This window comes from Streptomyces sp. NPDC046881, from assembly GCF_040645015.1.
GTDB lineage: Bacteria > Actinomycetota > Actinomycetes > Streptomycetales > Streptomycetaceae > Streptomyces.
The window spans coordinates 40361-52045 of the sequence record NZ_JBEYXJ010000057.1; the positions used below are offsets into that span (position 1 = coordinate 40361).

Genomic DNA, 11685 nt, shown 5'->3' on the forward strand with positions numbered 1-11685 from the left:
CCGCCAACCCGGCCCCCGCGAACAGCCGCCTCCCTCCTGACCTGTCGCCACCCCTCCCCAGCCCGGAGGGGGCGCCGACACCGGCTCGGTCGGCCACCGGATCGCTTTCCGCCCAGCCCGCCCGCCAACCTCGGCCCCCGCGAACGACCGCCTCCCGCCTAACCTGCGCCCCCCTCCCCCGCCCGGGGGCGCCGACGCCAGCTCGGTCGGCCACCGGAACACCTTCCACCCAGCCCGCCGGGTGCCTCACCCAGGCGGGGGCGTCAGGGCCGGCCTCGCCCAGCCACCGGCCTGGGACTTCCTCCCGACCCGCCGGCACCTCACCGCGAGCGGCCGCCTCCCCCTACCCGTCGGTGCCTCTCCCCTGCGGGGGCCGGTGTCGGCCGGCCCGCCATCGGCCTGGGATCTCCGTCCGGTCCGCCGACACCTCACCGCGCCGGCGGCCCACTTCCGCCCGGCCCGCCGGTGCCTCCCCGCGGGAGCCGGTGTCGGCTCGGCCGACCATCGGCCCGGGGCTTCCGCCCGACCCGCCGGCACCTCACCCGGTCACGCGGTCTCCCTGCGGCGCGCCGTCACCCGGTGGTGGTTCGGCCAGCGGACGTCGTAGGCCCAGCCGAGGTGTTCGAACCAGCGGATCAGGCGGGCGCTGGCGTCCAGTTGGCCGGTGAGCACGCCGTGCCGGGCGCTGGTGGGGTCGGCGTGGTGGAGGTTGTGCCAGGACTCGCCGAAGGAGAGCGGGGCCAGCCACCACACGTTGCCCGAGCGGTCCCGGCTGCGGAAGGGGCGGGAACCGGACGCGTGGCAGATGGAGTTGATGGACCAGGTCACGTGGTGGACCAGGCAGACGCGGACCAGCCCGGCCCAGAAGAACGCGGTGAGCGCGCCCTGCCAGGACCGGGTCAGCGCCGCGCCCAGCAGGGCGGGCAGGACGAGGGAGGCGAGGACCAGGACGCCGAAGCGCCGGGAGATCAGCATCAGGGTGCGGTCGCGGACGAGGTCGGGCGCGTAGGTCCGCGGCGAGGCGTGCTCGGTCTCGAACAGCCAGCCCAGGTGGGCGTAGAGCATGCCCTTGGCGAGGGCGCGGGCCGAGTGGCCGTACCGCCAGGGCGAGTGCGGGTCGCCGTCCCGGTCGGAGTACTTGTGGTGCTTGCGGTGGTCGGCCACCCAGGTGAGGAGCGGGCCCTGCACGGCGAGACTGCCGGCCAGTGCGAGCGCGATCCGCAGCGGCCTCCTGGCCTTGAACGAGCCGTGGGTGAAGTGCCGGTGGAACCCGACGGTGATGCCGAGCCCACTGACCACGTAGAAGGCGACGGCCAGCGCGAGGTCCGCGGGGCTGAGCCCGTGCCGCCAGGCCAGCGGCACGGCGGCGAGCACGGCGAGGAACGGTACGGCGACGAAGACCCCGACCATCAGCTGCTCGCCGGTGGGCCAGGACCGCCCGCCGGCCGCCAGCGGGGTGGATCCGGAGAACTCCGAGGACATGGCGACCCTTTCTCGGCCGGGGGCCGGGCTAGTCGACGGCGGTGAAGGCGAGCACGGCGTTCTGGCCGCCGAAGCCGAAGGAGTTGCTGACGGCGGCTCGTATCCGGTACGGACGGGGCACCTTGGTGACGACGTCCAGGTCCATCGCCGGATCGAGGGTGTCCAGGTTGGCGGTGGGCGGGACGAGCTGGTGGCGCAGGGTGAGCACGGTGCAGGCCGCCTCGATGGCCCCGGCGCCCCCGATGGCGTGCCCGATGGTGCCCTTGACCGCGGTGACGGGCGGCGGCCGGCGGAAGACCCGGTGCAGGGCGTTGTGCTCGGCGGCGTCGCCCTGCGGGGTGGCGGTGCCGTGCGCGTTGACGTGGTCGATGTCCTCGGGGGCCAGGCCGGCGTCGGCGAGAGCGCCGGTCAGCGCGCGGGCGGCGCCGTCGCCGCCGGGGTGCGGGGCGGTGAAGTGGTGGGCGTCGCAGGACGCGCCGAACCCGGCGAGCAGGGCCTCGGGCCGTACGCCCCGGGCGCGGGCGTCCTCGGTGCGTTCCAGGACGAGGACGGCGGCGCCCTCGCCGAGGACGAAGCCGTCGCGGTCCCGGTCGAACGGGCGGGAGGCCGCGTCCGGGGTGTCCGCGCGGCGGGACAGGGCCCGCATCTGGGCGAAGCAGGCCGCGGTCATGCGCAGCCGCGCCGACTCGCTGCCGCCGGCCAGGACCAGGTCGCAGCGGCCGGACAGCAGCCAGTCCCGGGCCAGGCCGAGCGCGCTGGTGCCGGAGGCGCACGCGGTGCTGACGACCATGTTGGGGCCGAGCGCGCCGAGGTCCAGGGCGATCTCGGCGGCGGCCATGTTGGGCACGCTGCGGGGCAGCGCGAGCGGGGAGACACGTTCGGGGCTGTGGGCGGCGAGCCGGTCGAACTCGGCCTGCCAGCCCTGCATGGACCCGGTGCCGACGCCCATCACCACGCCGACCCGGGCGCCGTCCCAGCCGGCGGGGACGAGTCCGGCGCCGGCGACGGCCTCGCGGGCGGCGAGCAGCGCGAAGGTCGTGAACCGGTCGAGCCGGCGGGCCAGCCGGTGCCCGAGCAGGCCGGCCGCGTCCAGTCCGGGCACCTGGCAGGAGAAGGCCACGGGCAGCCCGTCCAGGGCGGGGTCGGCGGTGGCGGTGGACCGCCCGGCGCACAGGCCCGCCCAGGCCGCGTCCCGGCCGATGCCGGCCGGGGTGACCATGCCCAGTCCGGTGACGGCGACCGGGGCCCGCCGCGCGCCTGCTCTCACCTGCTGCATGAGGCGTGATTATCCGGGCCGCGGGGAGCGGTTCCGGGCCGCCGCAACTCGTTCGGCCCAGGTCGGCGGGTGCTACCACCCGGATGCGTGAACGCGGATGCGCGCGGGGCGGGCCGGAGCGGGTCAGTGCCGCCCGGCGGCCCCGTCGTCCAGCGCGCCGACCGCGCTGGACCAGGCTCCGGCGAGCGCGGCCTCCAGGTCGTCCAGCGGCCGGTCGGAGGTGTCCAGCCGCAGGGCGGGGCCGATGTGCACGTGCACGCGGGGGCGGCGCACGGGCGCGGTGGCCCAGCCGGCGAGTTGCTTGGCGCTGCTGCCGGAGGAGACCCGGCGGGCGCCCGCGTGCCCGACCGGGATCACCGGGGCGCCGGTGGACAGGGCGAGCCGGACCACCCCGGACTTCAGCCGGCCGGGCGGGCGGTCGTGGGAGGCGTGGTAGCGGGGCAGGCCGCCCTCGGGGTAGATGAGCACACCGCGCCCGGCGGCGAGGGCGTCGGCGGCGTGCCGCAGTGCGTCCGGGGCGCGGCGGCTGCCCCGGTGGACGGGCACGTACCCCTCCCGGGTCAGGGCCCGGCCCAGCAGGGGCACCCGCCACAGCCCGGCGGTGGCGAGCACGGCGGGGCGCAGGCCGAGCCGGTGCAGGGTGCCGATGAGCAGCACCGGGTCGAAGAACGAGGTGTGGTTGGCGGCCATCAGGTAACCGCCGCCGGGCGGCGGCTCCAGGTGGCCGGTGCCGCTCACGCTCGTGTCGCTGAAGACGGGCACCAGGGCCCCGGCCCATGCGGACAGCATCGGGCACTCCTCTCCGCCGTGTCCGCCCCGGATGCCGGTCGTCTCCGGCGGCGCGTTCGCACTCCCGCCCATTCTGCCCCGAATGCCTGTTTGACGTGCGGTGCCCGCGGGCCGGTGGCTGAATGGCCGTCATGGACTTTCTCGCCGCGTACGACGCGATCCCGGAGGACGACGTCCCGCAGCGGGTGGCGCTGCTGCGCACGACCATGGCGTCCGGCAGGGCGGCCCTCTTCGCCGAGCTGCGCGCCCGCCGGCCGGTGTTCAGCACGCCCGTCGGCGTGTTCGTCACCCGGTACCCCGATGTCCTGGAGGTGCTGTCGGCGCCCGGCACGTTCACCGTGGGGGTGTTCGGCCCGGCGCTGGAGGACGTGCTCGGCGCACCGTTCATGCTGGCCCGGGACGGCGGCGACGTGCACTGGCGGGAGCGCGGGTACGGGCAGCTGATGCTCGCTGCCGAGGACGCGCCCCGGGTGCGGGAGCTGACCGCGCGGATCGCCGACGAGGTGCTGGACGAGGTGACCGCCCGGGGCGCCGACACCTTCGACCTGATCCAGGACTACGCCGGCGTGGCCGCCGCCCGGGTCGCCGTCGCCTATCTGGGGTTCACCGGCATCGCGGAGGAGACGCTGCACTCGTGCACCCGCCGGATGCAGTGGGCGTTCGCCGTCAACCCCGACCGCGACCCGGAGATCCACGCGGCGGGCGTGGCGGCGGGGCGCGAACTGCACGACGAGGTGGCCGAGTTGATCGAGCGCCGTCGGGACACGGCCCACGACGGCGGCCCCGAGGACGTCCTGGGCAGGATGCTGCGCACCCGGCTGCCCGCCGAGTACGGCTTCGACGACGAGCGGATCAACGCCAACCTGGTGGGCTATCTGGCGGGTTATCAGCAGAATGCCACCCAGTGCACGGCGACCGCCCTCAAGGAACTCGCGGTGCGTCCCGAGGTGCTGGCCCAGGCGGTGCGCACGGCGCGCGAGGGCGACCCGGCGCGCTTCGACGCCTATGTGTGGGAGGCGCTGCGCTTCCACCCGTTCGTGCCGGTCACGCCCCGGCTGTGCCTGCGGGACCACGTGCTGGCCGCGGGCACCCCGCGGCAGACGGTGATCCCGGCCAAGAGCGTGGTGCTGGCCTGCTTCGCGTCGGCGATGTTCGACGAGGAGGTGCTCGACGCGCCGGCCGAGTTCCGGCCCGGCCGCCCGCCCGCGCACAACCTCGTCCTCGGCTACGGCGCCCACGACTGCGTCGGCAGGTACGCGGCCCAGGTGATCGTGCCCGAGCTGGTGCGGCGCGTGCTGCTCCGCCCCGGTGTGCGCCCGCTGCCCGGCGCCGAACGCGCCCTGGACTACGCGGGCACCCCGTTCCCGCAGCACTACGCGGTGCGCTCGGGCCGTCCCGCCGTGGCCCCGAGCTGACCCCCACCCGGCCCGGCGGTGACCGCTGCCCGGCCGGGACGACGACCCCACCGCGCCCCCACCCGAGCGTGACCACGACCCGCGTGTGCGCGCGGCCCGGCCGTGACCCGCGTCGCGGCACCGGGACACGCCCCGCGAACCGACCGGAGGACCCATGACCGTCACCACTCGTCCGCCCCGGACCCGGACCGTGCCGTGGACCGGGGCCCGGGACAGGTCCCGGGACGGAGCGCGCAACCGCTTCGAGACGCATCTGCTGACCCATTACCGCCCGGCCTGGCAGGCGGCCCAGCGCAGCCGGTGGCTGCAGCGCAGGCTCAACTCCAAGCTGACCGACCTGGCCGTGCTGAAGGCGCCGACGCGCCCCAACCCCCTCAGCACCAAGGCCCCGTACACCTCCTGGGACTCGCTGACCGACCGCTCGTGGGTGGGCCGGCACCTGCCGCCGGTGGCCGCGCCGCCGCGGGGCCTGCCCGCCCCGGAGAAGGTCGCCGAGCTGTTCCGCCGGGAGGGCGAGGGCCGCTCCTGCACCCGGTCCAGCGCGCTGCTGCCGGCGTTCGCGCAGTGGTTCACCGACGGTTTCCTGCGCGGCCACGCGGCCACCGGCGACCCGCGGCGCACCGACTCGCCGCACACCCTGGACATGTGCCAGCTGTACGGCGACCGCGAGGAGGTCACCGCCTGTCTGCGCACCTTCGAGGGCGGCCGGCTGAAGAGCCGGATCATCGACGGGGCGGAGTTCCCGCCCGCCCTGTGCGCGGACGGGCGGATCACGGACGAGTTCCGGCCCATCCGGCCGGTCCGGTTCGACGAGGTGCCCGAGGAGTTCCTGGACACGCTGTTCGCGTGCGGCGGGGAGCGCGTGCACGCGCACATCGGGCCGATGGCGCTGAACGTGCTGTTCCTGCGGGAGCACAACCGGGTCGCCGGCATCCTCGCCGCCGCCCATCCGGACTGGGACGACGAGCGGATCTTCCAGACCACCCGCAACACGCTGATCGTGCTGATGATCCGGGTGATGCTGGAGGAGTACATCAACCACATCACGCCGTACCACTTCGGCTTCGTCCTCGATCCGGTGCGCACCGACCGCGGGGTGTGGCACCGGGAGAACTGGGCGACGATCGAGTTCAGTCTCGTCTACCGCTGGCACAGCCTGATCCCGTCGACGTACACCATCGCCGGCCGTCCGGTGCCGCTCGCGCGGACCATCGCCAACGGGCGGCTGGTGGTGGAGCGGGGGCTCGGCCCGCTCTTCGAGGACCTGTCCCGGCAGCCCGCCGGTCTGTCCGGCCTGTTCAACACCGACGAGCTGCTGCTGCCGATCGAGGCGCACAGTGTCGCCGTCGGCCGGGAGCTGCGGCTTGCCTCGTACAACGACTACCGCGCCTACTACGGCTTCCCCCGGGTCACCGACCCGCGGCAGATCTCCGGCGACCCGCGGGTCCGGGAGGCGCTGCTGGAGATGTACGGCGACGTCGACGCGATCGACCTGTACGTCGGGCTGTTCGCGGAGGAGCCGGAGCCCGGCGCGATCTTCGGGCGGCTGCTCGAACGCATCATCTCCGTCGACGCGTTCTCCGAGGCGCTGAACAACCCGCTGCTCTCACCCCGCCTGTTCGGGCCGGCCACCTTCTCCCCCGAGGGCCTGCAGGTCGTCCGCGAGACGCGCAGCTTCTCCGACCTGGTGCACCGCAACCTGCCGGAGCACACAGCGCGTTACGACGTGTCGCTCGGCCGGAGCGCGGCCGACGCCCGGGCCGCCGCGGCCCGCTGAGGCCGGCGACTCAGCCCCCGGCTCGCGCGTGCGCGAGCAACGCCTCGGCGGCGGTGCGCAGTTGCTCCGCCGCCGTGACGCAGGCGGCGGCCTGCCGCTCCAGTGCGGGCCGGCTCCACGCGGGACCCGCCGGGCAGCCGTCCAGGACGGCCGCGGTGCCGCGCAGCCGCCGGGCGTACTCCTCCATCAGCTCGGCGTCCGACCGCAACGAGACGATGCGGTCGAGGAGTTCGGTGTCGTACGACGTGACGGCGGCGGACTCGGTCACCATGGCGTGCTCCCGCGGGCGGTTGGGGGTGGGGGCGTCAGCGCGGCAGAACGGCGCCGGCGCTGCGGTGCTGCATGAACTGGGGGCAGGTGAGGACGAACCGGGGCCGGGTCCCCTCCAGACCGAGCCGGCGCAGCTGCCCGGCGAGGGGTTCGGCCGCCGCGGTGTCCAGCCGCAGCCGGATGCCGGCGCCGGTGTGCAGCCGCAGCCTGCCGTGGGTGCGGACCAGCGTGCGGATCGTGCTCTCGCCGCGGCGGCCGTAGAGGATCCAGTCGGCCTCGGGACAGCGCACGCCGTGCCCGAGGCGGCCGTCGACGGTCATGCCGAGGTCCGGGGAGCGGACGCCGATCTCCCGGCCCATCAGGTCGGCCTCGGCGGTCACCCGCAGTGCCGGCTGGGCCCAGATCTCCTGGCCGACGACCCTCGCCTCCTCGCTGGTGACCGCGAGGCAGAGCACGTGCCGGCCGGTGCGGCGCAGGTCGACGCGGCGCAGCAGGTCCAGCGCGACGTCGTAGGGGCGGGGCCGCCACAGATCGTCGACCAGCACGGACAGGGCGATCTCGGTGTACGGGCCGATCGTGGTGCAGCGGTGCTCGTAGAGCGACAGCACCGCCAAGGCGCTCCGGCCCAGCCGGCTCGGCGTCATCCAGGTGACGTCGGGCAGCAGCCCGCGGGCCGTGTCCGCGTCGACGGGGAAGCACAGGTGGGCGGCGGAGGAGTCGTAGTAGCGCACCGGCACGTCGACCGGGCCGGCCGCGGTGGGCACCGAGGTGGTGGGCAGGGTGAGGAAGGGGTAGCCCTCGGGCGGGTTGGCGCGGTCCTTGAGCTGGTAGGCCTGGGTGCGCACGACGGGGCCCCGGTACGGGGCGAGGGCCTCGTCGACGCGCTCGCGGGCCTCGGGGATCACGGTCCTGAGGTGCTCGATGTACTCGCGGAGCATGTGACACAGCGGGAACTCATGGGTGGGACCGGTGTAGTCGACCTCGTACCAGTGCGGATGCGGGTCGAACGCGGAGCCGGCGCCGCGACCGTCGAGGACGGGCACGATGTCGTGCTGGTTGGTGATGCTGGCGACCCAGGTACGCGGGTCGGCGGGCTTCTTGTTGTCGACCGGGGAGCCGACGGCGATGACGTGGGTGACCCGGTAGGTGCGGCAGAACTCCTCGTCCTGGGCCAGGTTCATCAGCGCGATGCCGCCCTCGCTGTGCCCGATCAGCGCGAGGTCGGCACCGCGCGGGATGCCGTAGTCCGCCAGGGCGAGCAGGATCGAGCGGGTGTACGGCGAGTCGGTCATGAACAGGTTGCGCCAGGCGCCGACGAAGTCCTGCGGGGAGTCGTTGCGGGGGCGGCCGGGTGCCATGCCCGGCGCCTGGAGGACGTACCGGACGACGCCGTCGGGACCGCGCACGTTCTGCAGCAGGATCCGCCCGTCGGTGGAGAGCATCTCGATGTTGCGCAGGAAGCCGAGGAAGGAGCCCTCGGGGGCGATGACCTGGCGCTCCTGGTCGGTCAGGTCGACGGCCTCGGCGGCGCCCTCGCCCTTGTCCATGCCGGCGAGATGCGCGGCGCTGACGCCGTGCAGCGGGTCGGCGGACAGCTCGCGGCCGGTGGCCAGCGCCCAGCCGGTCTCGTCGTTCTTGGGGTCCTCGTCCAGCAGGGCGCGGATCGCGAGGAGTTCGGCCATCACCGGGGCCAGCCCGGACAGCGCGCGCTGGGCCCCCTGGTCGCGGAACAGGGCACGCAGGGAGCGTACGGCCGCCAGGTCCTTGTCGGCGGTGACGGCCTCCGTCAGCCGGCGCATGCCGGGGTCGCGTTCGAACTCGGGGTGGTCGACCAGCACGGCGGTGATCCGCAGCCGCAGCGAGGTGACCGCCACCAGCGCGGCCAGGCTCTCCCGGCCCAGCACCTCCCCGGCGGCGCCGATCACATGCCCCATGCCCTTCGGTGCGGTGATCGCTGAACCGCCGAGACCCTGCTTGTTCGTCAGGGCCCGCAGCAGCGCCCACCGGGCGGCGAGACCGGTACGGGGGCGGCGGCGGGCGGAGGCGGTCAGGTCCGGGGCGAACAGCGCCGTGCTGGTGCGCTCGGACACCGCGCGGATGCCCTCGGCGACGCCGACCACGTCCCGCGCGCACCGGCGCAGCAGTTCCCTGGCGTCCTGGCCGTCCGGCGCCGGCCGTCCGGGTGCGCTGCCGTCCGCTCGCATCCGACACTCCCTCGGCTCGGCCACTCAGCGACAGGGCTGCGGCCGCGTCGGGGGGGGGCGCGGCCTCGCTCCCATGGTCGGCCAGGGCGTCCCCGCCCGCACCTTCATCCATCCAGGTAGAGGATGCCGCCGGGTGCCGTACGGCCCGCCGAGCCTGGGCCGCACGGGCATATGGCTGCCGCATAATCGCCGCACATGACCCCCCGTATTCCCGCGCCTCCCCTGGTGGGAGGCGCCCCGTGACCCTGTCCCCCGAACGCCCCGAAGGCCTGGGCTCCCCGCTCCCCGACACCGTCCCGGTCAGTGTGCCGCTGCGCACCAACACGCTGCTCACGATCGTGGTGCTCCCGCTGGCCGTCCTGGCGCTGGCCCTGCCCGTCGCCCTGGCCGGCGGCTGGGGGCCCCGCTGGTACGACGTGGCCCTCGGCGCCGGGATGTACGCGCTGTCCATCATGGGCATCACCGCCGGCTACCACCGGTACTTCACCCACCTGTCGTTCAAGGCGAAACGACCGTTGCGGTTCGCCCTCGGTGTCGCGGGCGGTCTCGCCCTGGAGGGCCCGGTGACCCTGTGGGTGGCCGAGCACCGGCGGCATCACCAGTACGCGGACCGGGAGGGCGACCCGCACTCGCCGTGGAAGTTCGGCACCAGCCGGCGGGCGCTGCTCAGAGGGCTGTGGCACGCCCAGGTCGGCTGGTTCTCCTCGGGGGTCCGCTCCCACTACCCGCGCTACGCCCCCGATCTGCTCGCCGACCCTGACGTACGCCGCCTGGACCGCTGGTATCCGCTGACCGTCGCCGTCTCCCTGGGCCTGCCGCCGGTGCTGGTCCTGGCGGTCACCCAGGACGCCCGGTCGGCGCTGATCACCTTCTTCTGGGCGAGCCTGGTCCGGTACGCCGTCGTCCACCACGTCACCTGGTCGGTCAACTCCGTGGCCCACGCCTTCGGTCCACGCCACTACACCACCCGCGACCAGTCCCGGGACGTGGGCTGGGTGGCGCTGCTGACCTTCGGCGAGGGCTGGCACAACCTCCACCATGCCGACCCCAACAGCGCCCGGCACGGCGGGCTGCGCGGCCAGCCGGATCTCACGGCGTGGCTGATCGCCCGGTTCGAGCGGTGGGGCTGGGCGTACGACGTACGGTGGCCGGACGAGCGGCGGATCACCGGGCGGCTGCGCGCGGAGGCGGCGGGCAGGGTGCCGCACCGTCAGCTGCCCGTGAAGTAGCGGGTGAAGGGGGCGGAGTCGACGGCGAACATGCCGGTGAAGGTCTGGTTGAGCTGGTAGACCAGCAGCACGGTGAAGGTGATGAGCGCCGTCAGGCCCATCACCATCACCACATGGGTGAGGCTCCGCCGCACCCCGAACATGAACATGAAGACCACGGTGAGCACACCGCCGACGATCAGCCCGAACCACAGCACGGGGGACAGGGCGTCGGCCACGTCCGCCTCCCGGCCGCGCCGGGCGTCGTCCAGCGCGCTCAGCTGGGCCAGGGTCTCCTGGAGCGTGGCCTGCTGGGCCGGGGTGGCGCCGGCGGGGACCTGGCCCGCCGCCCGCAGGTCGTTCAGCAGCTCCCAGCCGCGCGCGCCCGGCGGCTGCCCCTGCGTCATCGCGGGCCACTCGGCGGACAGGACGTGGTGCACGTACGCGTCGACGGCGTCCCGGGTCCGTTCCCCCTCCAGCGCCGGCAGTCCCGCGGACAGCAGCCGGATCTGGTGGGCGGCGCTCGCCTCCGCCTGCACATGGCCGACCGCGCCGGACCGGGTCTCCCACACGGACACCATCGACAGACCGAGGACGAGGGCGTAGAGCACGCCGACCATCATGGAGATGTACTCGGCGACGTCCTCGCGGGGTTCCTCGTCCGGCGCGGGGGGCCAGTAGTGGTGCCGGACCACCACGATGCCCGCGGCGACCATGGCGATCCCCACAACGACCGCGAAGGTCTCGATCATCGGCTCGGACTCCTGTCGTCTCGGTGTGCTTCGGTGCGTGAACGGTCCCTGCCTGCCGCCTACTTGCCGATGCGCCGCGAGCCGAGGAGAGCCGCGGCGAGTGCGGCCGGGATCAGCAGGAGCAGCAGCATCGCGAGCAGCCCGAGCCCCGTGGGCCCGCCGCCGGGACGGATGAAGCGGGACATGATGGAGGCGTTCGGGGGGCGCTGGGGCGGGGTGCGGGGGGACGGGGTGCGGGAGGAGGGGGTGCGGGAGGAGGGGGTCCGGGAGGAAGAGGTGGAGGGGGTGGTGGACTGACCGTCCGTTGCTTCGCCGCCGGTTGCGCCATCTCCGGTGGTGGACTGACCGCCCGTCGCTTCGCCGCCCGTGGACTGGGTTCCGGTTGCCGCGCCGCCGGTCGCTGCGCCTGTGGTGGCGGCGCCTTGGCCGGTGGAGGTGCCTGCGGCCGCACCCCGGCTGATGCAGGCCCTGGCGCCGGGCGGCGCGATGGTCGCGGTCGCCGCCACCGAGGC

The 11685-nt window shown here is 74.7% G+C and carries 10 protein-coding genes; 3 read left to right on the plus strand and 7 right to left on the minus strand.

The annotated features are described in order from the left end of the window. Window positions 1-546: 546 nt before the first annotated feature. From ABZ923_RS24965 to ABZ923_RS24975, 3 genes are all read right to left on the minus strand, one after another. Window positions 547-1482 (minus strand): fatty acid desaturase, encoded by a 936-nt coding sequence (locus tag ABZ923_RS24965; protein ID WP_361475584.1) that lies wholly within the window; start codon window positions 1480-1482, stop codon window positions 547-549. A gap of 28 nt (window positions 1483-1510) precedes the next feature. Further along, window positions 1511-2758 carry a beta-ketoacyl-[acyl-carrier-protein] synthase family protein gene (locus tag ABZ923_RS24970; protein WP_361475586.1) on the minus strand — a complete coding sequence of 416 codons (1248 nt, stop codon included), beginning with the start codon at window positions 2756-2758 and terminating at the stop codon, window positions 1511-1513. Between the two features lie 123 nt (window positions 2759-2881). Beyond that, complete coding sequence (locus ABZ923_RS24975) at window positions 2882-3547, minus strand: lysophospholipid acyltransferase family protein (protein ID WP_361475588.1); 666 nt, start codon at window positions 3545-3547, stop codon at window positions 2882-2884. Between the two features lie 131 nt (window positions 3548-3678). On the opposite strand from ABZ923_RS24975, the gene ABZ923_RS24980 reads away from it, so the two are divergent. Both ABZ923_RS24980 and ABZ923_RS24985 read left to right on the plus strand, forming a co-directional pair. Further along, on the plus strand, window positions 3679-4962 hold the full coding sequence (locus ABZ923_RS24980; RefSeq protein WP_361475590.1) for a cytochrome P450: 1284 nt from the start codon (window positions 3679-3681) through the stop codon (window positions 4960-4962). Between the two features lie 154 nt (window positions 4963-5116). Further along, window positions 5117-6739 carry a peroxidase family protein gene (locus ABZ923_RS24985; protein WP_361475592.1) on the plus strand — a complete coding sequence of 541 codons (1623 nt, stop codon included), beginning with the start codon at window positions 5117-5119 and terminating at the stop codon, window positions 6737-6739. A gap of 10 nt (window positions 6740-6749) precedes the next feature. Here ABZ923_RS24985 and ABZ923_RS24990 read toward each other — a convergent pair whose 3' ends face one another. Both ABZ923_RS24990 and ABZ923_RS24995 read right to left on the minus strand, forming a co-directional pair. Further along, a complete protein-coding gene (locus ABZ923_RS24990; RefSeq protein ID WP_361475594.1) occupies window positions 6750-7010 on the minus strand; it encodes a hypothetical protein in 261 nt (86 codons plus the stop codon). A gap of 34 nt (window positions 7011-7044) precedes the next feature. Beyond that, on the minus strand, window positions 7045-9213 hold the full coding sequence (locus ABZ923_RS24995) for a hypothetical protein (protein WP_361475596.1): 2169 nt from the start codon (window positions 9211-9213) through the stop codon (window positions 7045-7047). A gap of 239 nt (window positions 9214-9452) precedes the next feature. On the opposite strand from ABZ923_RS24995, the gene ABZ923_RS25000 reads away from it, so the two are divergent. Further along, window positions 9453-10442, plus strand: a complete 990-nt coding sequence (locus ABZ923_RS25000) for an acyl-CoA desaturase (RefSeq protein WP_361475598.1) — start codon at window positions 9453-9455, stop codon at window positions 10440-10442. Here the strand turns inward: ABZ923_RS25000 and ABZ923_RS25005 are convergent. Then, a complete protein-coding gene (locus ABZ923_RS25005; protein ID WP_361475600.1) occupies window positions 10424-11173 on the minus strand; it encodes a hypothetical protein in 750 nt (249 codons plus the stop codon). The two genes, ABZ923_RS25000 and ABZ923_RS25005, sit on opposite strands and share 19 nt — an antisense overlap. Before the next feature lie 59 nt (window positions 11174-11232). Then, window positions 11233-11358, minus strand: coding sequence for a hypothetical protein (locus ABZ923_RS25010; RefSeq protein ID WP_361475602.1), 126 nt, complete (start codon window positions 11356-11358; stop codon window positions 11233-11235). Window positions 11359-11685: the final 327 nt, after the last annotated feature.